20 protein-coding genes are annotated in these 19,745 nt (G+C 61.3%); 10 read left to right on the forward strand and 10 right to left on the reverse strand.

The genetic code is table 11. The features are described 5' to 3' along the window. On the forward strand, positions 1-2,103 hold the full coding sequence (locus CRO18_RS08715) for an exonuclease domain-containing protein (RefSeq protein ID WP_097081832.1): 2,103 nt from the start codon (positions 1-3) through the stop codon (positions 2,101-2,103). A 13-nt stretch (positions 2,104-2,116) separates the two neighbouring features. On the opposite strand, the gene CRO18_RS08720 is transcribed toward CRO18_RS08715, so the two are convergent. Together CRO18_RS08720 and CRO18_RS08725 are read right to left on the reverse strand one after the other, a co-directional pair. After that, on the reverse strand, positions 2,117-3,175 hold the full coding sequence (locus tag CRO18_RS08720) for a quinone-dependent dihydroorotate dehydrogenase (protein WP_097081833.1): 1,059 nt from the start codon (positions 3,173-3,175) through the stop codon (positions 2,117-2,119). Beyond that, positions 3,172-3,510, reverse strand: a complete 339-nt coding sequence (locus tag CRO18_RS08725) for a DUF952 domain-containing protein (protein ID WP_076485556.1) — start codon at positions 3,508-3,510, stop codon at positions 3,172-3,174. Before CRO18_RS08725 ends, CRO18_RS08720 begins: the two co-directional genes overlap by 4 nt. A gap of 147 nt (positions 3,511-3,657) precedes the next feature. On the opposite strand from CRO18_RS08725, the gene CRO18_RS08730 reads away from it, so the two are divergent. Next, a complete protein-coding gene (locus CRO18_RS08730) occupies positions 3,658-5,226 on the forward strand; it encodes a bifunctional UDP-sugar hydrolase/5'-nucleotidase (protein ID WP_097081834.1) in 1,569 nt (522 codons plus the stop codon). Positions 5,227-5,320: 94 nt separating this feature from the next. Then, a complete protein-coding gene (locus CRO18_RS08735; RefSeq protein WP_097081835.1) occupies positions 5,321-6,007 on the forward strand; it encodes a D-lyxose/D-mannose family sugar isomerase in 687 nt (228 codons plus the stop codon). A 39-nt stretch (positions 6,008-6,046) separates the two neighbouring features. On the opposite strand, the gene CRO18_RS08740 is transcribed toward CRO18_RS08735, so the two are convergent. Further along, a complete protein-coding gene (locus CRO18_RS08740; RefSeq protein WP_097081836.1) occupies positions 6,047-6,877 on the reverse strand; it encodes a bifunctional allantoicase/(S)-ureidoglycine aminohydrolase in 831 nt (276 codons plus the stop codon). Next, positions 6,874-8,289 carry an allantoinase PuuE gene (gene puuE, locus CRO18_RS08745; protein ID WP_097081837.1) on the reverse strand — a complete coding sequence of 472 codons (1,416 nt, stop codon included), beginning with the start codon at positions 8,287-8,289 and terminating at the stop codon, positions 6,874-6,876. Before puuE ends, CRO18_RS08740 begins: the two co-directional genes overlap by 4 nt. Positions 8,290-8,386: 97 nt before the next feature. On the opposite strand from puuE, the gene uraH reads away from it, so the two are divergent. After that, positions 8,387-8,743, forward strand: a complete 357-nt coding sequence (uraH, locus tag CRO18_RS08750) for a hydroxyisourate hydrolase (protein ID WP_097081838.1) — start codon at positions 8,387-8,389, stop codon at positions 8,741-8,743. A gap of 6 nt (positions 8,744-8,749) precedes the next feature. On the opposite strand, the gene CRO18_RS08755 is transcribed toward uraH, so the two are convergent. Further along, positions 8,750-11,362, reverse strand: a complete 2,613-nt coding sequence (locus CRO18_RS08755) for a methyl-accepting chemotaxis protein (protein ID WP_170952609.1) — start codon at positions 11,360-11,362, stop codon at positions 8,750-8,752. 19 nt (positions 11,363-11,381) lie between these two features. After that, positions 11,382-11,951: a hypothetical protein gene (locus tag CRO18_RS08760; protein WP_097081840.1), complete on the reverse strand. Its 570-nt coding sequence runs from the start codon at positions 11,949-11,951 to the stop codon at positions 11,382-11,384. A gap of 220 nt (positions 11,952-12,171) precedes the next feature. Here CRO18_RS08760 and CRO18_RS08765 point away from each other — a divergent pair, with 220 nt between their 5' ends. The 5 genes from CRO18_RS08765 (at position 12,172) to CRO18_RS08785 (ending at position 15,524) form a co-directional block, all read left to right on the forward strand. Continuing rightward, positions 12,172-12,801, forward strand: a complete 630-nt coding sequence (locus CRO18_RS08765) for an ATP-dependent Clp protease proteolytic subunit (RefSeq protein ID WP_076485548.1) — start codon at positions 12,172-12,174, stop codon at positions 12,799-12,801. Positions 12,802-12,918: 117 nt separating this feature from the next. Further along, on the forward strand, positions 12,919-14,190 hold the full coding sequence (clpX, locus tag CRO18_RS08770; RefSeq protein WP_076485547.1) for an ATP-dependent Clp protease ATP-binding subunit ClpX: 1,272 nt from the start codon (positions 12,919-12,921) through the stop codon (positions 14,188-14,190). A gap of 117 nt (positions 14,191-14,307) precedes the next feature. Continuing rightward, positions 14,308-14,682, forward strand: coding sequence for an NADH:ubiquinone oxidoreductase subunit NDUFA12 (locus CRO18_RS08775; protein ID WP_076485546.1), 375 nt, complete (start codon positions 14,308-14,310; stop codon positions 14,680-14,682). Between the two features lie 21 nt (positions 14,683-14,703). Next, positions 14,704-15,159 (forward strand): outer membrane lipid asymmetry maintenance protein MlaD, encoded by a 456-nt coding sequence (locus tag CRO18_RS08780; RefSeq protein ID WP_097081841.1) that lies wholly within the window; start codon positions 14,704-14,706, stop codon positions 15,157-15,159. Next, positions 15,156-15,524, forward strand: a complete 369-nt coding sequence (locus CRO18_RS08785; protein ID WP_097081842.1) for a DUF2155 domain-containing protein — start codon at positions 15,156-15,158, stop codon at positions 15,522-15,524. Before CRO18_RS08780 ends, CRO18_RS08785 begins: the two co-directional genes overlap by 4 nt. Here the strand turns inward: CRO18_RS08785 and aat are convergent. Then, the gene (aat, locus tag CRO18_RS08790) at positions 15,488-16,126 is read right to left on the reverse strand and encodes a leucyl/phenylalanyl-tRNA--protein transferase (protein WP_170952610.1); all 639 of its coding nucleotides are present in this window, start codon (positions 16,124-16,126) and stop codon (positions 15,488-15,490) included. The two genes, CRO18_RS08785 and aat, sit on opposite strands and share 37 nt — an antisense overlap. Before the next feature lie 64 nt (positions 16,127-16,190). Between aat and CRO18_RS08795 the strand changes: the two genes are divergently transcribed. Continuing rightward, positions 16,191-16,898: a DUF1698 domain-containing protein gene (locus CRO18_RS08795; protein WP_097081843.1), complete on the forward strand. Its 708-nt coding sequence runs from the start codon at positions 16,191-16,193 to the stop codon at positions 16,896-16,898. 30 nt (positions 16,899-16,928) lie between these two features. On the opposite strand, the gene accC is transcribed toward CRO18_RS08795, so the two are convergent. The 3 genes from accC to CRO18_RS08810 form a co-directional block, all read right to left on the reverse strand. Next, positions 16,929-18,275, reverse strand: coding sequence for an acetyl-CoA carboxylase biotin carboxylase subunit (gene accC / locus CRO18_RS08800; RefSeq protein ID WP_097081844.1), 1,347 nt, complete (start codon positions 18,273-18,275; stop codon positions 16,929-16,931). Positions 18,276-18,282: 7 nt separating this feature from the next. After that, positions 18,283-18,783: an acetyl-CoA carboxylase biotin carboxyl carrier protein gene (accB, locus tag CRO18_RS08805; RefSeq protein ID WP_076485541.1), complete on the reverse strand. Its 501-nt coding sequence runs from the start codon at positions 18,781-18,783 to the stop codon at positions 18,283-18,285. A gap of 346 nt (positions 18,784-19,129) precedes the next feature. Further along, positions 19,130-19,654, reverse strand: a complete 525-nt coding sequence (locus tag CRO18_RS08810; RefSeq protein WP_097081845.1) for a hypothetical protein — start codon at positions 19,652-19,654, stop codon at positions 19,130-19,132. Positions 19,655-19,745: the final 91 nt, after the last annotated feature.

Consider the following 19,745-nt stretch of genomic DNA (forward strand, 5'->3'; position numbering starts at 1 on the left):
ATGAACCTTGCCCGGTTGAGCCTGCGTCTGCGCGTGTTTTTGTTTTTCGCGGCGCTCGCCTTGGGCAATATTGCGGCGCTGGTGGCGGGGCTGGTCTTTGGCTTTGAAAAGCTGGGCGAGCCAGAGGCGCTGGATGGGTTCATCATTGGCGGCGTGGTGGCGGGCTTTGTGATCACCGGGCTGATCACCGCTGTCTGGTTCTTGTTCGATGAAAACCTTGCCAAGCCGATTGAGCGGCTTGCTGGTGGCATTCGCGCGCGCACCCATGCGCAGGTGGAAACCGAGCTTGATGCCGAAACCGCGCGCTATTTGGGCGATTTGGCCCCGGCAGCGGCGGCGATCACCCAGCATTTGAACGAAACGCGCTCTGCGCTGACCGAATCCGTGCAACGCGAAACCACGCGTCTTGCGCAGGAAAAAGAGCGGTTGGAGACGCTCTTGAGCGACGTGCCGGTGGGGGTGCTGCTTTGCACCGCCGAGCATCAGCTTGTTTTCTATAACGGCCAAGCGACCGATCTTTTGGGCGGCACCCATGCGCCGGGGCTCGACCGCCGGGTGTTTGATTATTTGCACCGCGCGCCGATTTGCCATGCCTATGAGCGGCTTTTGGAAACCGATGACCCGGATGCCGCCTCGGATCTTTTGTGTGCCAGTGTGGCGGATGGCAAAACGCTTGCCGCGCGGATGCGGCTTATTTCTGAGGGCGAAGACCATCACGTGACCCGCCGCGCGGGCTATGTGCTGACGTTGCGCGATGTGTCCTCGGACATGCGCGCCCATGCGAGCCGCGAAGCGCTGATGGATGAGTTGTTTGACCGCATCCGCCGCCCGGCTGCCGCGTTGCAATCGCTAACTGGCGTGTTGATTGCCGATGATGGCCCGACGGAACCTGAGGCGCGCGCGCAATTGCGTGGCGCTGCGCGGGCCGAAGCGGCCAACCTTGGCGCGGCGATCCATACCTTGTTTGAGCGACACGAGGCGATGCGCGCCGATTGGTGGCCGCTTGCGATGATCCGCGCCTCGGATTTGGGCGAAGCGGTGCGGGCGCGCATCGCCGCGCAAGAGGGCCCCGATCTGATGGCGGTGACCGCGCCCTTGATGCTGCGGCTTGAAGGGTTCGAGATGGTCTCGCTTTTGGCCATGCTGGTCGCACGGCTGGGGCCGGAGCGGGGCGATATGCGCCTTGAGATCACCGAAGAGGGCGCGGGTGCGTTGATCGCGCTGGAGTGGCGCGGCCCGCAGGTGCCGATTTCCGAGCTGGAAAGCTGGCTCGATGATCCGCTGCAGGTGGGGATGGAAGATGTCACCGGGCGGCGGGTGATTGCGGCCCATGCCTCTGAAATCTGGCCCGAAAATATGGGCGATGGGCGCGGGCGGATTTGCCTGCCGCTGCGCGAGGCGCGGCGCGTGTCCAAACGCCCGCCGCCGGTGCCGCGCGCGGTGGTTTATGACTTTGACCTGCTTGGCCGCGCGCGCGAGGGCGAGGTGGCCAAGACGCCGCTGGAGAACCTGAATTTTGTGGTCTTTGACACCGAGACCACTGGGCTCTTGCCCAGCGAGGGCGACGAGATCGTGCAAATCGCGGCGGTGCGGATTGTGAATGGCCGCCGGGTCGAGACCGAGGTGTTTGACACTTTGGTCAATCCGGGCCGCCATATCCCCGAAGTGTCGACCGCGGTGCATGGCATTTCCGATGCGATGGTGGCCGAGGCCCCGGATATTGTTGATGTTGGGCGGCGGTTTCACAAATTTGCTGAAGGCGCCGTGCTCATTGCCCATAACGCCCCGTTCGATATGGAGTTTTTGCGCCGCAAAGAGGGCGCGATTGGGCTGAGTTTTGACAACCCCGTGCTCGATACGGTGTTGCTTTCGGCGGTGGTGTTTGGCCAGTCAGAGGTGCATAGCCTTGATGCGCTGACCCATCGGCTCGGCATCACCATTCCCGAAGAGGCGCGCCATACCGCGATTGGCGATACCGTCGCCACGGCGGATGCGTTTTTGAAACTGCTGCCCGCGCTCAAATCGCGGGGGCTGTTGACCTTTGGCGATGTGGTGGCCGAGGTGCGCAAACACGGGCGCTTGCTGAAAGACCTGAACGGCTAGGGCGCGCGGCGCCTTAAAGCCAGCGGTCGCGCCCGGTGCCCACCGCCTCAGACAAATTGGCAAAACCATCACGGGCCAGCAGCGCATCGAGCCCGCGCGCAATATCGCCCGCAAGGCTGAGGCCGTGATAGACCATCGCAGAATAGATCTGCACGGCACTCGCACCAGCGCGGATTTTTTCATAGGCATCTTCGGCTGAACCAATGCCGCCCACGCCGATGATCGGCAATTTGCCCTCGGTCAGTTTGGACAGTTGCGCAAGGATCCGAGTGGACTTTTCAAACAAAGGCGCGCCCGAAAGCCCGCCCATCTGGCTTGAATGTGCACTTTTCAAACCTTCGCGCGAAAGCGTGGTGTTGGTGGCAATCAGCCCATCAATGCCAGAGGCGCGCGCCACCTCGGCCACATCTTCCAATTCTGCCGGGGCAAGATCGGGGGCGATTTTCAAAAACACCGGGATCGGTTTGGTCAAACCATCGCGCGCGGTGATCACGCCCGCGAGCAGCGCGGAAAGCGCGTCTTTGCCCTGCAAATCGCGCAGTTTTTCGGTGTTGGGGGAACTCACGTTCACCGTGGCAAAGTCGATCTGCGCGCCTGCGTGGGTCAGAACCTGGGCAAAGTCGGCGGCGCGGTCGGCGCTGTCTTTATTGGCGCCGAGGTTGAGGCCGACCGGGATGCCCGCAGGCCGCGCGGCCAGCCGGGTGGCAATCGGCTCCACGCCCTCATTGTTAAAGCCAAAACGGTTGATCACCGCGCGATCTTCGCTCAGCCGCCACAGGCGCGGGCGCGGATTGCCCTCTTGCGCGCGCGGTGTGGCCGCGCCCACTTCCAAAAAGCCAAAGCCCGCACGCATCAGCGCAGGCAGCGCGACGGCGTTTTTGTCAAAGCCCGCAGCAAGTCCCACCGGATTGGGCAGATCAAGCCCCGCAAGCTTGGTGGCCAGCCGCGCGCCCGTCACCGGGCCGGGCAGCGGCACCGCGCCCATGCGCAACGCCGAAAGGGCCAGCCCATGCGCGGTTTCCGGGTCGAACTGGTGCATCAGCTTGAGACCCAGTTTCTCGATCATGCTCATAGCAAGCCCTCGGGGAAGATATGGCCCGAGACGCCGAGCGGAAGCGCGGTATCCCATGCCACGTCTTCGCGGCGCAAGGCCCGGTAAAGATGGGGGAAAAGCGCGCCGCCGCGCGACACTTCCCATTTCAGCGCGGCGCCCAAAGGCTCAGCGGCGACGGCCACCAGAACCAGATCGCTTTCAGAAGCGAAATGTTTTGCAGCGGTTTCCACCACCTGCGCGGCGGTGGAGAAATGAATGAACCCATCGGCCAAATCAATCGGCGCGCCTAAGGTCTTACCTGCGGCGCAAAGGGCATCCCATTCGGGGCGGCGGAAGATCTTGTAGATCAGCATGGGCTTTTCATGGACCTTGCCTTGAAAATCGTCAATCCCGACGATGCATTGGGCAGCAGATGAAAAGGCAGGCAGTGGCTGGCACGGGCTTTGACAGCGCTGCGGCTTCACGCCACACTCAGCCCATTCCCAACTCCGGAGGATTTCATGACCCGCCGCCTTTTGCTGAGTTCCGCAGCGCTGGTGCTGATGGCTGGCACCGCGCAAGCCGATTACACGCTGCATGTGCTGCACACCAATGACCTGCACAGCCGCATTGAATCGATCAACAAATATGACAGTACCTGCTCGGCAGAAGATGAGACCGAGGGCAAGTGCTTTGGCGGTATTGCGCGGGTCGCGGCCAAGGTGGCAGAGATGCGTGCGGACCTTGCGGGCGAGAATGTGATCTTGCTTGATGCGGGCGACCAGTTCCAAGGCTCGATGTTCTACACCACCTATAAGGGCAAAGACACGGCCGAGTTCATGAGCGCCATTGGCTATGATGCGATGGCGGTGGGCAACCACGAATTTGACGATGGGCCAGAGGCTTTGGCGGCCTTTGTGGATGCGGTGCCGTTCCCGCTGGTCTCAGGCAACCTCGACGTCAGCCGATCCGATCTTTTGAAAGACCGCATTCACGGCATGTACGTGCTGGAGGTCGGCGGCGAGAAGATCGGCATCATCTCGGCGCTGGCAACCGATACGGTAGAGACCTCTTCGCCGGGGCCGAATGTGCTCTTTCAAGATGAAATTGAAAGCCTGAAGGCCGATGTGGCTGCGCTTGAGGCCGAGGGCGTGACGAAAATCATCGCCATCCCGCATACGGGCTTTGTGAAAGACCAAGAGATTGCCGCCGCCGTGCCGGGGCTGGATGCCGTGGTGGGCGGGCATAGCCACACGCTGTTTGGCGAGGGCGGCGAAGCTTACCCGACGATGGTGGGCGATGTGCCGGTGGTCTCTGCCTATGCCTATTCGAAATACCTTGGCCATTTGGTGCTGACCTTTGACGATGCGGGCCATCTGAAATCGGCCACGGGGGAACCGATTTTGCTTGATGCTTCGGTGACGCCGGACCCGGTTTTGGCGGCGCGGGTGGCGGAATTGGCGGTGCCGATTGCCGAGGTGCGCGAAGAGGTGGTGGCGGAGGCCGCCGCCGCGATTGAGGGCGCGCGCGAGGTCTGCCGTGCGGGCGAATGCGCGATGGGCAACCTTGTGGCCGATGCGATGCTTGACCGGGTGAAAGACCAAGGCATTTCCATCGCGATTGCCAATGGCGGCGGGCTGCGCGCCTCGATCGAAGCGGGGCCGGTGACGATGGGCGAGGTGTATACCGTTCTGCCGTTCCAAAACACGCTCTCCACCTTTGAGGCGAAAGGGTCGGTGATTTTGGCCGCGCTGGAAAATGGGGTGAGCGAAATTGAAGAAGGCGCGGGGCGTTTTCCGCAGGTGGCGGGGCTGAAATACAGCTTTGATCCCGCCGCCCCCGTGGGCAGCCGCATCAGTGATGTGATGGTGGGCGCGGGTGAGGCTTGGGCGCCGCTCGACCTTGAGGCCAGCTATGGCGTGGTGACCAACAACTTCATGCGCGGCGGTGGCGACGGCTATAAGATGTTCGCGACCGAGGGGATGAACGCCTATGACTTTGGCCCTGATCTGGCCGATGTCACGGCGGAGTATTTGGCCGCGCATGCGCCCTACACGCCCTATACCGATGGCCGCATCACCCAGAAATAAGCCTTTCCAAAGGCTTGAAAGGCGGGGGCTTCGGCCCCCGTTTTTTGTTGCGGGGCGGGGCGCTTTCGTCAAGGCTGGTGCCAAGGAGGCCCCCATGAAACGCTCAGAAATCAATGAAATCATCCGCGATGCGGATCGGTTCATCCGTTCTTTTGGCTATATTCTGCCGCCCTTTGCCTATTTCTCGCCCGCCGAGATGCAGGCCCGGCGCGATGAGATTGAGGGGATTGTCTCGGCTCGGCTGGGCTGGGACATCACCGATTACGGGCAGGGGGATTTTGCCAATCTGGGGCTCTTTTTGTTCACCACCCGCAACGGACGGGCGGAGGATTTAGCGCGTGGCTCGGGCATGTGTTACGCTGAGAAGATCATGATTTCGCGGCACAATCAGATATCGCCCATGCATCGGCATGTTGTGAAGGCGGAAGATATCATCAATCGCGGCGGGGCCAGTTTGGCGATTGAGATGTTTTCCTCCGATGCCGCGGGGCAGATTGATCCGAGGGCGGAAGTGGTGGTGGCCTGCGATGGCGTCATCAAGCGGCTTTCGGCGGGGGAGGTGCTCTATCTGTCGCCCGGAGAAAGCGTGACGCTGATGCCCGGCAATTGGCACAAGTTCTGGGGCGAGGGCGGCGATGTGCTGATTGGCGAGGTCTCGACCGTGAACGACGACCGCACCGACAATATCTTTCGAGAGCCGATCGGGCGCTTTGCCGAGATCGAGGAAGATGAAGACCCGCTTTACCTGTTGGTGTCGGATTACGAGGCTTGGTTGGGCTAAAGTGCGGTTGGCCCGGGCTGGTCGCCCGGGCCAATAGGTTTACCGCCCCAAAACACCGCCCAAACGGGCGTGGCGGTTGACGTCTTTGTAAAGCAGGTAGCGGAACGGGCCGGGCCCGGCGGCGTAACACGCCTGCGGGCAATAGGCGCGGAGCCACATGAAATCGCCGGCTTCCACCTCGACCCAATCGCGGTTGAGTTTGTAGACCGCTTTGCCTTCCAGCACGTAAAGCCCGTGCTCCATCACATGGGTTTCCTCAAACGGAATGAGCCCACCGGGTTGGAAGGTGACGATATTCACATGCATGTCGTGGCGCAGATCGGTCGGGTCGACAAAGCGCGTGGTAGCCCAGCGGCCTTGGGTGTCGGGCATCGCTACCGGTGCAATTTCGCGCTCGTTCGTCACGAAAGCTTCGGGGGTCTCGATCCCCTTAACGGGCTCATAGCGCTTGCGAAGCCAGTGAAAGCGCAAAGGATCATCGGCGCCGTTTTTCACCGCCCAGTCGCAGCCCGGCGGAATATAGGCATAGCCGCCCGCCGAGAGTTCATGCTCCTGCCCATCAAGTGACAGCCACATCGCGCCTGAGGTGATGAACAGCACATGCTCCACGCCCTCTTCGGTTTCGGGGCTGTCAGAGCCGCCATCGGCGCCCACTTCCATCACATATTGGCTGAAGGTTTCCGAAAAGCCACTCATCGGGCGGGCGATGAGCCACATTTTCGTTTCGCTCCAACCCGGCAAGAAGCTGGTGACAATGTCCGAAAAGCAGCCCTTCGGGATCACTGCATAGGCCTCGGTGAAGACCGCACGGCCTGTCATCAGCGCGGTTTGCGGCGGCAGCCCGCCGGGGGGGGTATAATAGTCGCTCATGCGAAAACCTCTTTCAGGCGGTGCCAAGCGATGCGCTCCACTTGCGCGCAGGCCTCGGCAAATTCGGTGGCGCGGTCGTTCTCGATCCGGCGTTGGAAGGCGGCAAGGATCGTGGCCTTGGTGTTGTCTTTCACCGCGATGATGAAAGGGAAGCCGAATTTCGCGGTATAGGCGGCATTCAGCCCCTCAAAGGTGGCGCGCTCGTCATCCGTCAGCGCATCCAGCCCGGCGGAGGCTTGCTCGGCGGTGCTTTCTGCTGTCAGTCGTTTGGCTTGGGCGAGCTTGCCCGCAAGGTCCGGGTGGGCTTGCAACACGGCCAAGCGCTTGTCTTCGGGCGCGGCGCGGAAGGCCCGGGCCAGCGCGCTCGCCACACCTTCATGGCAATCATGCGCGGGGCCAAGCTCCAACCCATGCGCGACCTCGGCCACCCAAGGGGAATGTTCGTAAATGCCGCCAAAGGCTTGGACAAAATCCGCTTGGCTCATTTCGCTGGGGCGGTTGAAAGCTTTGGGCGGATGGGTCGCGGCCCAATGGGCGGCAATCTCGCCGCGCGTGGCAAACCAAACGCCTTCATGGCTGCGGGCATAGTCCAAGAACCGCTTCAGGCCAGCCACTTTGCCGGGGCGACCAATCAGCCGACAATGCAGCCCGATTGAGAACATCTTCGCCGCGCCCGCTTCGCCCTCGGCATAAAGCGTATCAAAGGCGTCGCGCAGATAGGTGAAGAACTGCTCGCCCTCAATATAGCCCGGGGCCGTGGCAAAGCGCATGTCATTGGCTTCCAGCGTATAGGGGATGATCAGTTGATCGCGGTCGCCGACCCGCTTCCAATAGGGAAGATCATCGTCGTAAGTATCTGAAATCCAATCAAAACCGCCTTCTTCGGCGGTGAGCTGCACGGTGTTGAACGAACAGCGCCCCGTATACCAGCCGCGCGGGCGTTCGCCCACCACTTCGGCATGCAGGCGGATCGCCTCGGCAATCTGGCGGCGTTCTTCTTCTTCGGGCATGTCGCGGTGTTCGACCCATTTCAGCCCATGGCTGGCAATCTCCCAACCCGCCGCTTTCATCGCCGCGACCTGTTCGGGGCTGCGGGCAAGCGCGGTCGCCACACCGTAAATGGTGATCGGCAGGCCCATCTCGGTGAACAGGCGGTGCAGGCGCCAAAAGCCCGCGCGCGCGCCGTATTCGTAAATCGATTCCATATTCCAATGGCGCTGGCCGGGCCATTGCGCGGCGCCCGCAATATCGCTCAGAAACGCTTCGGAGGCCGCATCGCCATGCGCCACGCAGTTTTCGCCGCCCTCTTCATAGTTCAGAACCAGCGAAATCGCGACCTTTGCGCCCTCCGGCCATTGCGCATTGGGGGGATGGGCGCCGTAACCGCGCATGTCTCTGTCGTATCGGGTCATTGTTATCTCCACGGCAACCGCTTGCCGTGGCGAGGATTTCAGGTTTTTCTCGGAAAGGAAATCAACAGTTTGCGCTTGCGCGCGCGAAGGAGACCCAATGGCAGGATATCTGACAACGCATGTGCTGGATACGGCGCGGGGCTGCCCGGCGGCGGGGCTGCGCATCGTGCTCAGCCGGATCACGGAAACCGGGGCCGAGGTGTTGGCCGAGCGGGTCACCAATGCCGATGGCCGCACCGATACACCGATTTTGCCCGCCCAAGACTTCGCCTGCGGGGTTTATGAGTTGAGCTTCCATGCGGGCGATTACCTGTGCGGCAGCGGGCAAGGCGGGGCCGAGCCGCTGTTTTTGGATGTGGTGCCCATTCGCTTTGGCATCAATGATGAAGGGGCACATTACCATGTGCCCCTGCTTCTCTCGCCTTACGGCTATTCGACCTATCGCGGCAGCTGACGCGGCTTAGAAATCTTCCCAGTTGTCCTCAGCCGGGGTGGATTTCACCGCCACAGCGGTCAGGCCACCGCCACCAGCGCGGCGCGCCGGCGCGGGCGGCGGCGGGGCCGGGGCCTTATTGGCCGGGGCAGGCGGTGCCGCCGGTTTGGCGGTCGCTGCTGCGGGGGCCGGAGCAGGCGCAGCCGCGGGCATTTTCGGCGTGTTCGCGGGCATCCCGACGTTGAACCGGCCCATCGTCATCGCCAGACCATCGGCCTCGCGCACCAGCGATTGGCTGGCCGCCGAGGTTTCTTCGAACATCGCGGCATTGTGCTGGGTCACCTGATCAAGCTGGGTGATCGCGGTGTTCACCTCGCTCAGGCCCGCCGATTGTTCGGAGGTGGCCGAGGTGATTTCCGACATGAAGGTCACGATCGAACCGACCGAGCCCTGAATGCCTTCAAGCGCATTGCCCGCTTGGCCCACAAGATCCACACCACGTTTGACCTGTGCCGAGCTGTCAGAGATCAGCGCCGCAATTTCACGCGCCGCTTCCGAGGAGCGTTGCGCCAGCGCACGCACTTCCGAGGCGACAACGGCAAAGCCGCGCCCAGCCTCGCCCGCGCGGGCGGCCTCGACCCCGGCGTTCAGCGCCAGAAGGTTGGTTTGGAACGAGATTTCCTCGATCACCGAGGTGATTTTGGAGATTTTGTTCGAGCTTTCCGAAATCTCGCCCATCGCTTGCACCGCTTCGCGCACCACTTGGCCGCTTTCTTCGGTGTTGCGGCGCGCTTTCGTCACCATGTCATTGGCTTTGAGCGTGCGTTCGGCCGCCGATTTCACCGAAGCGGTGAGTTCGTTCAGCGCGGCGGCGGTTTCTTCCAGCGTGGCGGCCTGTTGTTCGGTGCGACGCGACAGATCATCGGCGGCGCGCGAGATGCTGCCCGACTCGGTGTGGATCGTTTCCGAGTTTTCCATCACGATCTGCATCGCATCGCGCAGTTTCGCGGTGGCTTCGTTGAAGTCGAGGCGCAGGGTTTCGTAGTCGCCCGGGAAGGCTTCCGCGATTTTATGCGTCAGATCGCCACTCGACAGCGCATTGAGCGCGGCGCGCAGCTTCTCAACGACTTGGCGCTGTTCGGCCACGACGCGTTCGCGTTCGGCTTGGCTACGGGTTTCGCGCGCTTCCACATCGGTCACATCGGCGCCAATGCCAATGACACGCTGAATTTTGCCAGCGCGGTCACGCACCGGGGTCATGGCGCCGTTAAGCAGCACTTCGCCCATCGGCATCATAACCTTCAGCCGGCCAATCACGGATTCGCCGCGCGCAATCACCTCAAAGGCCGGTTCGCCCGTGGCGGCGACGGTGATTCCTTGTGAGAAGTCCTGCCCGATCAGCTCGGCTTCGTCCATTTGCGTCATCATGCACATGGCGACGTTGGCAGCGGTCATTTTGCCATCGGGGGTGAATTCCACCCGCAGCTGGGTCGCATCGATCGCCTCGGTGGTGGCGGCGTTGCGTTTTTCTTCGGTGACGTTTTTCCACTCCACCGCATAGCCGAGCACAGAGCCATCGGTATCCGGGATCAGGCTGATCGACAGGCTGTAAAAACCTTTGCCAATCGGGAACTCGCCCGACATCGGCATTTTGTCGGGATTCAGCGCCATATGCTGCTTGGAGCCTGCGCGGTGGAAATAGGTGAAGGGACGGCCTACCAGCGCTTCCGGGGCAAAATCCGGTTTGACGGAGCGGAAATCATCAATGTTCTCGGCAAAAAGCGCCATCAGCGCGGGGTTGGTGGCTTTCACATTGCCTTCGCCGTCGAGCAGCATCATCGCCGCCGAGGAGTAGTTATAGGCCGCGCCGCGGAACAGGCCCTCGCGGCTGTCTTCCTCAGACTTGGCGAGTTTTTCGCGGAACGATTCGAGCGATTGCGCGATTTTGCCGATTTCATCCTTGCCGTTGGTCTCGGGCACTTGGGTTTGCAGCGCGCCCCCGGCGATAGAGGCCATGGCATTGGTGATCCGGCCAAGACGGGTCGAGATCATCGACCGGAACACGAGCGAGGTGGCGACAAGCGCCACGGCCAGAATCGAAATTGCCACGATCAGGCTTTGGCGGGTGGAGGCAGAAATCGCGGCGACGGTCGGGTCATCCGACCAGGTCGACGCGAAATAGCCCACCGTGGTGCCATTGGGCATCACGACCGGGTGGACCTGGGTCAGCATGTCTTCGGAATGCGTTTCATCGCCCGTTGCGATCGATTCTTGGATCAAGGCGTGCATCGGTGCCAGATCAGAATCGTGGATCACATAGCTGGCCAGTTCATTGCCTTCCGCATCGGTGGCAATCATCCCGTTCGACGGGTTTGACGGATCGTCGATCACGGATGTGAAGATATTCGAGATTCGCTCGCCATCGCCGAAGCGCACGGGCGCGACAAGCTGCTTGATGATGATCTCGCTCGACCCATGCGCTTGGTCGCGCAGCTGGCTCATGGCGATATCGGTGGTCGAGCGTAGGTTCAGCATGGTCATTGCAACCACGATGGCCGAGGCCGACAGCAGCACCAGAAGGGCCGCTCGGAAGAAGCTGGAATTGAAGAACGGGACGGATCCGGTCGATTTGGCGCTCATCGCTGGCCTCATGTACTAGTTATTCGATCATTTCGGCGTTGAGGCCGACGGTCATGGCGCCGATGGGCGCGCCGGTTTCAGGGTCGTTGACGGTAAAGGAGGCCTGCACCTGATAGGTCTGCGTGGATTCATCGAATTCCACCTCGCTGACATGCACGGCACCGGCACCTTTCGGGTAGGTTTCTTGGAATTTCGCCTCATCGCCCTGCCAAAAGTCTGAGGTGGGGCGCGCTTGCACGACGTTCAGGCCAAGGTGGTCCATCACGAAGATTTCCGAAATCCGTCCGCGTGAGCTGTCCACCTTGTCGCGCAGCGACAGTGACACCGGCAGCGCCAGAATCGCGTCGATCATCGGTTGCTCGGCGCCGTCGATCTCGGCGCGCCATGTTTGGTCGAGCGCGTCGATCTCTTCTTGCGGAAGATCCCCGCGTTCGGCATTGGCGGCTTTGACGGCCTCAATCAAAGCGGGATCATTGGCCCAGCCGCGAAGGTCTTTTTCGACGGTGGCCGCCACCTGCGCCGAAAAATCTTCGGCCAGTGCGGGCGCCGCCGCAAGGATCAGCGCAAGGGAGAAGAGACGGGTCTTCATTCAGTTGCTCCGGTTTTGGGGAACGGATTCCCCGTGTAGAATTGTCGCACAGACTAGCCAGCAACTCTTTACGGGCCGTGAATCGCCAAGAATCATTCCAAAGCGGGGGAGCGGATGCGCTTTTCCTGTGGCCGCCCTTGCAGGGTGGGCGTGGCAACACTAAGACTCAGGTAAGTATCTCGCGCTAAAGCTGTGCGAGCATTATCAGGAGAGGCAGCAGATGAAAGATCCGGTCGACCTTTACATGAACACGCTCGTGCCGATGGTGGTCGAGCAAACCTCGCGCGGCGAGCGGGCCTATGACATCTTCTCGCGGCTGCTCAAGGAACGGATCATCTTCCTTGCGGGCCCGTTCCATGATGGCATGTCGAGCCTGATCTGCGCGCAGCTTTTGTTCCTTGAGGCCGAGAACCCGTCGAAAGAGATTTCGATGTATATCAACAGCCCCGGCGGCGTTGTGACCTCGGGTCTCGCGATCTATGACACGATGCAATACATCCGCCCGAAAGTGTCGACGCTGGTGATTGGCCAAGCCGCTTCGATGGGCTCGGTGATTTCTTGCGCGGGCGAAAAGGGCATGCGCTTCTCGCTGCCGAACTCGCGGATCATGGTGCACCAGCCGTCCGGCGGGTTCCAAGGTCAGGCGACCGATATCATGATCCATGCGCGCGAAACCGAAAAGATCCGCCAACGTCTCTACGAAATCTACGTGAAGCATACCGGCCGCACGATGGAAGAAGTGGGTGAGGCTCTGGAACGTGACCGCTTCATGTCGCCCGAAGAGGCGCTTGAATGGGGCCACATTGATGAAATTCTCGCCGCCCGCCCGGGCTTGGATGGCGAAAAGTAACAGTAGGATGACCCGCCTTAACCGGAGTGGGGAATTTACGATTGAGAACAACGTGGGGCTGCCCTAGACTTTAAGGACAGCCCACCACAGCCCCTTGGGGGCATTTTGAGGATGACGATGGCGAACAATCAAGGCTCCGACAGCAAGAACACGCTCTACTGCTCGTTCTGCGGCAAGAGCCAGCATGAGGTGCGCAAACTCATCGCCGGCCCGACGGTGTTCATCTGCGACGAATGTGTCGAACTGTGTATGGACATCATCCGCGAGGAGACGAAAACCACCGGCCTGAAGGCCACCGATGGCGTGCCGACCCCGCGCGACATTGCTAAAGTGCTTGATGATTACGTGATCGGCCAAATGCATGCCAAGCGCGTGCTCGCCGTGGCCGTGCACAACCACTACAAGCGCCTCAACCACGCCTCCAAGCAGGATGTGGAACTGGCGAAATCGAACATTCTGCTGATCGGCCCGACGGGCTGCGGTAAAACGCTTCTGGCGCAAACGCTGGCGCGCATTCTGGATGTGCCTTTCACGATGGCCGATGCAACCACGCTGACCGAAGCGGGTTACGTGGGCGAGGATGTGGAAAACATCATCCTCAAGCTTCTGCAGGCGTCGGAATATAACGTCGAGCGGGCGCAGCGCGGCATCGTCTATATCGACGAGGTCGACAAGATCACTCGCAAGTCGGACAACCCCTCGATCACCCGCGACGTGTCGGGCGAGGGCGTGCAGCAGGCGCTGCTCAAGATCATGGAAGGCACGGTCGCTTCGGTGCCGCCGCAAGGGGGCCGCAAGCATCCGCAGCAGGAATTCTTGCAAGTGGATACGACCAACATCCTGTTTATCTGCGGCGGCGCTTTCGCGGGCTTGGATCGAATCATCGCGCAACGCGGCAAAGGCTCGGCGATGGGCTTTGGCGCGGATGTGAAAGATCCGGAATCGCGTGGTGCGGGCGAGCTGTTCAAAGAGCTCGAACCGGAAGATCTGCTGAAATTCGGCCTGATCCCGGAATTCGTTGGCCGTCTGCCGGTGATTGCGACGCTGGAAGACCTTGATGAAGCGGCGCTGGTGACGATTTTGACCGAGCCGAAAAACGCTTTGGTCAAGCAATACCAACGTCTCTTCGAGATTGAAGACGTGAAGCTGACCTTCACCCCCGATGCGCTGAATGCGATTGCCGCGCGGGCGATCCAACGTAAAACCGGGGCACGGGGTCTGCGCTCGATCCTCGAAGACATCCTGCTCGACACGATGTTTGAACTGCCCGGCATGGAAAACGTGCAAGAAGTGGTGGTCAACGAAGAGGCCGTCGAAGTGGGTGGCAGCGCCAAGCCGCTGCTGATCTACGCCGACGACGCGAAAAAAGAGCCGAAATCGGCTGGTTAAGCCCCGAAGCTTGGGGAAAAGGGCGGGGAAACCCGCCCTTTGTTTTTGCCGCCCGCGCGAGGGGCTGGACGTAATTGTCGCACCCGCTATAAGGGGGCAAATGCTGGGAGAGAGACGATGAAATTCCTGCTGCGCCTGCTGACCTGGTGGAACGACCAGACCCTTGGCACCCAGATCTATACCGCCCGCAACGGCGTGAAGGTCGGGGAAGATGCCGAAGGCAACCGCTATTTCCAAAGCAAAGACGGCAAGCGCCGCTGGGTCATCTACAATGGCGAATGCCAAGCCAGCCGCATTCCGCCGGATTGGCATGGCTGGATGCACCACACCTGGGACGAGCCGCCGACCACCAAGCCCTTGGCGCATAAGGGGTGGGAACTGCCCCACCAAGAAAACCAAACGGGTTTGGCCTCGGCTTATATCCCGCCGGGGTCGCTGCGCCGCGCCGCGCCGGTGGAGCGCCGCGACTATGAGGCATGGCAGCCGGAGTGATCCGGCAACAGGATCTTTAAGATGAGCGAGAATCGCGTCGAAGTGCTGACCGGTGCGGCTGTTTTGGCCGTTGCGGTCGGCTTTTTTCTTTGGGCCGGGCAAGGGCATGGGCTCTCGACCGGGGCGGGGAGTTATCCGCTGAAAGCCTCTTTCCGCTCGGTGGAAGGGGTGAGCCTTGGCACCGATGTGCGGATGGCGGGCGTCAAGATCGGTGCGGTCACCGATATCGCGCTCAATACCCAGACATTTTTTGCCGACACCACCTTTAGCGTGCAAGACGGGATCGAGATCCCGGATGATTCCCAAGTGATCGTTGCTTCTGAGGGGCTTTTGGGCGGCGCTTTCGTCGAAATCCTGCCCGGTGGCAGCTTGATCAACCTTGGTCCCGGCGAAGAGGTGATCGACACGCAGGGCGCGGTCTCGACGCTCGGGCTGCTGATGAAATTTGCGGGCGGCGGGTCGGAGGATAGCCAATGATCCGCAAGGCCCTGATGGCGCTTGTTCTTTCAGGCTCGGCGCTTTGTGCGCAAGAGGCGCCCGAGGGCTTGGCCGATGCGCCCGGCGCCTATCTGCGCGGGTTGGATAAAATCGCCGCTGCGGCGAGCGATATCACGCTCGCAGTGGGGGATACGGTCGATTACGGCTCGCTGTCGGTGCGTTTGGTGCAATGTCGTTACCCGGCAGAAGACCCGGCCTCAAACGCCTATTCCTACTTGGAAATCACCGACCGTTCGGTTGATGAGGTGGTGTTTCAGGGCTGGATGATCGCGCAAAACCCGGCGCTTTCGGCGCTGGATCATCAGCGCTACGATGTTTGGGTTCTGCGCTGCAAGATTGACTGAACATCGGGGATCTCGGGCGCGGTGAAATCCGCTGTCACCGCTAGTGCTTCTGCCAACCGCTGACGATAGATCGCGCGGGGGATTTCCACTCCGCCCATGCTTTTGAGATGCGGCGTCAGATATTGCGTATCAAACAGCACAAAGCCTGCGCGAAGCAGCCGGTCCACCGTATAGGCGAGGGCGATCTTTGAGGCGCTGCGGCGGCGCGAAAACATGCTTTCGCCAAAGAAGGCGCCGCCCAAGGTCACGCCGAAAATGCCGCCCACGAGCGTGTCACCCTCCCAGACCTCCAGCGCATGCGCCGCACCGATTTCATGCAGCGCGTCGTAAAGCTCAAACAGCGCGTCATTGATCCAGGTTTCATCGCGTTCTGCACAGCCCTCGACCACCGCGCGAAAAGCGGTGTTGGTGCGAATTGTGTAAGGCATGCGGCGCATTTCGCGGGCCAACGAGCGCGAAATGTGGAGATTGGTCAAGGGAATGATCCCGCGCAAGCGCGGCTCAAACCAATGCAGCTCGGTCGCGTCACGCGCGGCCGCCATCGGAAAAATGCCTTGCGCATAGGCCGAGATCAGAAGGTCTGGGCTGAGCTTCACCGCCATTTGTTGCCAATTGCCACTGTTGCCCCTAGTCTTCCCGAAATAGACAGGAAAAAGCGGCAATACCATGGGATTTTTCAATTTTCTTCAGGGTCTCGACCGTTATGCCGAGGATAAGTCGGGGATTAAGCGGCTCAACCTACGCCATGAATATCTGATTGAGCCGATCCGCAAAGAGTTGCAAGGCGCGCGGGTTTTGGACCTCGCCGCGCATGATGGGCGTTGGGCTTACGCTTTTGCTGCGGCGGGCGCGCGCGAGGTGGTGGGCATTGAAGGCCGCCCGCATCTGGTGGAGCGCTTTCAGCAATTCCCCGAAGGGCTGGCGAAAGACCGGGTTGATCTGCGTGTGGGCGATATTTTTGAGGGTCTGGAAGCCGAGCTGAAGGCAGGTGAAGCCTATGATGTGATTGGGGTTTTGGGCATTTTCTATCACATCATGGACCATTTCCGCCTGATGCAATTGGTGACCCGGTTCAAGCCGAAGCTGATTGTGATGGATAGCGAATTTGCGCTGCGCCCGGGGCAAGTGATCATGTTGATCCGCGAAGACCCATCGAAAGACCTTAACGCGCTGCCGCAGACCGAGGGGCAGGAAAAGGCGCTGATCGGCATTCCAAGCCCCACCGCGCTGGAAGCGATGGCCGATGTTTTGGGCTACACGGTGCAATGGGCGGATTGGGAAACGGTGCCGCAAGGCAAGCGTGGCCCGGTTTTTGACTATTACCGCCCCGAAACGAAGCGCCGCGCCACCGCGTATTTGCGCCCACGATCTTAAGAAAAACGCCCCCTCGCGGGGGCGCTTTTGTTATCCGAAGGTGCGGTCGAGCCATTTCTCGAGCCAGTGGATCGAGTAGTCGCCGCCCAAAATGTCGGGCTCTTCCAGCAGGTGGCGGAACAGCGGAATTGTGGTGTCCACGCCATCCACGATCAACTCGCCAAGCGCGCGGTTGAGCCGGGCCAAAGCCTCTTGCCGATCACGCCCATGCACGATCAGCTTGCCGATCAAGCTGTCGTAATAGGGCGGGATTTTATAGCCGTCATAAAGCGCCGAATCGATCCGCACACCCAGCCCGCCGGGGGCATGGTATTGCGTGATCTTGCCGGGGCAGGGCGCGAAGTTCGGCAGTTTCTCGGCGTTGATGCGCACTTCAATCGCGTGACCGCGCAATTGCAGCTCGTCTTGGTGGAAGCTCATCTCTTCGCCCGCGGCGACGCGGATTTGCTCGCGCACAAGGTCTACGCCAAAGATGCCCTCGGTCACCGGATGTTCCACCTGCAAGCGGGTGTTCATCTCGATGAAGTAGAACTCGCCATCCTCAAACAGGAATTCGATCGTGCCCGCGCCCGAATAGCCCAGCTCGCCCATCGCATTGGCGCAGATCATGCCGATCCGCTCGCGTTGCTCGGGCGTGATGCAGGGGCCGGGGGCTTCCTCGAACACCTTTTGGTGGCGGCGTTGCAAAGAGCAATCGCGCTCGCCCAAATGCACGGCACGGCCACGGCCATCGCCAAAGACCTGCACTTCGATGTGACGCGGCTTTTGGAGATATTTCTCCATATAAACCTCGTCATTGCCGAAGGCTGCTTTCGCTTCCGAGCGCGCGGTGCGGAAGGCGATCTCGATCTCATCGGCGTTGAGCGCGACTTTCATGCCGCGCCCGCCACCACCTGCGGTGGCTTTGATGATCACCGGATAGCCAATCTCCGCGGCAACTTTTTTGGCGGATTCGACATCGGGCACACCGCCATCCGAACCCGGCACAACCGGAATGCCCAGCTTCTTGGCCGTGTCTTTGGCGGTGATTTTGTCGCCCATAATGCGGATATGCTCCGCCTTGGGGCCGATGAAGGTGATGCCGTGATCTTCGAGCACCTGCACGAAGGTGGCGTTTTCCGAAAGGAAGCCATAGCCGGGGTGAATCGCTTGCGCGCCGGTGATTTCGCAAGCCGCGACGATCGCGGGGATCGACAGGTAGCTTTCCGACGACGGGTTCGGCCCGATGCAGACGCTTTCATCGGCCATGCGGACATGCATCGCATCGGCGTCCGCGACGGAATGCACCGCGACCGAGGCGATCCCCATCTCGCGGGCGGCTCGGATCACGCGCAGCGCGATCTCGCCCCGGTTGGCGATCAGGATCTTGTCGAACATGGGCGCCTCACTCGACGATCATCAGGGGCGCGCCGAATTCGACGGGCGCGCCATCATCGACGAGAATGCGTTTCACCGTGCCCGATTTCGGCGCCGGGATGTGGTTCATCGTCTTCATCGCTTCGACGATCAGGAGCGTTTGGCCTTCTTTGACCGTATCGCCCACTTTCACAAAGGCGTCCGCACCCGGCTCGGGGGCCAGATAGGCGGTGCCGACCATCGGCGAGGTCACGGCGCCCGGGTGGTTGGCCGGATCATCATTGGCCGGGGCGGCCGCTGCCGCCGAGGCGGCTGCCGGAGCGGCGGCCACAGCAGGCGCGGCTGCCGGGGCAGCGTAGACAGGCGCCGGGGCGGCGACAACGGTGGCTTGTTTCACCACGCGCACCTCAAGGCTGTCATCTTCGCCGTATTCCCGCACCACCGCGATTTCGGTCAGTTCGTTTTGGTTCAGAAGTTCCGCCAACGCCTGGATGAAGGCGACGTCGTTTTCATGCGATTGTTTGGTCATGCGGTCCTCGAGGTCTCTCGGTATGCCGCGGTCAGCGCCAGCGGCGGTCTTCATTGGCCGCTTATACGCGAGGCGCGCAGGGGAGGAAAGCGCGAACGGATGACGCAGGGGCACTGCGCTGCCGTGGCACATGACATGGCAAAAGCCACTGCCGCGAGCCGAGCGCTGCAATGGGCACAAAATGCACGCGCGGTGACGTGGGGCGCGCCAACCGGGTGCGAGATACAAAGATCACGACAAGCCGCGCGATCGGTCGATCGGCGGCCACAGCAAACCAATCCGGAGGGACAGCCTCCGGGCAGGGCGCAAACGCCCTCGACACTAAGCGCGGCGACAAGCGTCGCGCTTAGCGGGTCACGTCAAGATGCGGTTCGGCGGTGTCACTGCCCGCTTGCCAGTCGGTGCTCGGCATCGGTGCAGGCGGCGCTTCCGGCGCGGCTTCCTTGGGGGCCGCGTCTTGCGTTGCGGCGGTTTCCGGTTCGGCTTCCGGGGCGCGCGTGTCTTCGCTTTCTGCGGTGTCGGCCACCTCAGTACCTTGACGCGGGACAGAGCGCAGTTCGGCGGCTTTCGCCTCAAGCGGTGTCACGTCGAAGGTCGGCGGCGGGCCAGTCGGCGCATCCGGGTCAGGCATCGCCTGCGCGCGGCTTTGTGCGAGCACAGCCGTTTCCAGCGTCACGTCGCGGCTGCGTGCTTTAAGCTCTTGCACGCGTTGCGCTTGCGAACTGGTATCGACATCGGCGCCAAGTTGCGAATTGGTGTTCGCGGCGTTCGATGCCGGTTCAACCGTGGTTGCTGGCGGTTTTTTCGGTGCCACTGCGCTTAGCAGTGGTGACCATCCGGTTTGGGGCATCAGCCCCGATATGCGGTCCATTCCCCACTCTCCTCATTACTATACCCCCAAGGAAAACGATGCGCCCGACAGGTTACACAAAGGTTACCAAATAGGGGTTTTCACACGCAGG

The sequence above is a fragment of the Rhodobacter sp. JA431 genome (genome assembly GCF_900217725.1).
GTDB lineage: Bacteria > Pseudomonadota > Alphaproteobacteria > Rhodobacterales > Rhodobacteraceae > Rhodobacter > Rhodobacter aestuarii.

Excerpts from the sequence above, each read along its gene's own strand:
- CRO18_RS08715 (WP_097081832.1), top strand. The coding sequence starts at position 1 with ATGAACCTTGCCCGGTTGAGCCTGCGTCTGCGCGTGTTTTTGTTTTTC.
- CRO18_RS08720 (WP_097081833.1), bottom strand. The coding sequence starts at position 3,175 with ATGAGCATGATCGAGAAACTGGGTCTCAAGCTGATGCACCAGTTCGAC.
- CRO18_RS08725 (WP_076485556.1), bottom strand. The coding sequence starts at position 3,510 with ATGCTGATCTACAAGATCTTCCGCCGCCCCGAATGGGATGCCCTTTGC.
- CRO18_RS08730 (WP_097081834.1), top strand. The coding sequence starts at position 3,658 with ATGACCCGCCGCCTTTTGCTGAGTTCCGCAGCGCTGGTGCTGATGGCT.
- CRO18_RS08735 (WP_097081835.1), top strand. The coding sequence starts at position 5,321 with ATGAAACGCTCAGAAATCAATGAAATCATCCGCGATGCGGATCGGTTC.
- CRO18_RS08740 (WP_097081836.1), bottom strand. The coding sequence starts at position 6,877 with ATGAGCGACTATTATACCCCCCCCGGCGGGCTGCCGCCGCAAACCGCG.
- puuE (WP_097081837.1), bottom strand. The coding sequence starts at position 8,289 with ATGACCCGATACGACAGAGACATGCGCGGTTACGGCGCCCATCCCCCC.
- uraH (WP_097081838.1), top strand. The coding sequence starts at position 8,387 with ATGGCAGGATATCTGACAACGCATGTGCTGGATACGGCGCGGGGCTGC.
- CRO18_RS08755 (WP_170952609.1), bottom strand. The coding sequence starts at position 11,362 with ATGAGCGCCAAATCGACCGGATCCGTCCCGTTCTTCAATTCCAGCTTC.
- CRO18_RS08760 (WP_097081840.1), bottom strand. The coding sequence starts at position 11,951 with ATGAAGACCCGTCTCTTCTCCCTTGCGCTGATCCTTGCGGCGGCGCCC.
- CRO18_RS08765 (WP_076485548.1), top strand. The coding sequence starts at position 12,172 with ATGAAAGATCCGGTCGACCTTTACATGAACACGCTCGTGCCGATGGTG.
- clpX (WP_076485547.1), top strand. The coding sequence starts at position 12,919 with ATGGCGAACAATCAAGGCTCCGACAGCAAGAACACGCTCTACTGCTCG.
- CRO18_RS08775 (WP_076485546.1), top strand. The coding sequence starts at position 14,308 with ATGAAATTCCTGCTGCGCCTGCTGACCTGGTGGAACGACCAGACCCTT.
- CRO18_RS08780 (WP_097081841.1), top strand. The coding sequence starts at position 14,704 with ATGAGCGAGAATCGCGTCGAAGTGCTGACCGGTGCGGCTGTTTTGGCC.
- CRO18_RS08785 (WP_097081842.1), top strand. The coding sequence starts at position 15,156 with ATGATCCGCAAGGCCCTGATGGCGCTTGTTCTTTCAGGCTCGGCGCTT.
- aat (WP_170952610.1), bottom strand. The coding sequence starts at position 16,126 with ATGGCGGTGAAGCTCAGCCCAGACCTTCTGATCTCGGCCTATGCGCAA.
- CRO18_RS08795 (WP_097081843.1), top strand. The coding sequence starts at position 16,191 with ATGGGATTTTTCAATTTTCTTCAGGGTCTCGACCGTTATGCCGAGGAT.
- accC (WP_097081844.1), bottom strand. The coding sequence starts at position 18,275 with ATGTTCGACAAGATCCTGATCGCCAACCGGGGCGAGATCGCGCTGCGC.
- accB (WP_076485541.1), bottom strand. The coding sequence starts at position 18,783 with ATGACCAAACAATCGCATGAAAACGACGTCGCCTTCATCCAGGCGTTG.
- CRO18_RS08810 (WP_097081845.1), bottom strand. The coding sequence starts at position 19,654 with ATGGACCGCATATCGGGGCTGATGCCCCAAACCGGATGGTCACCACTG.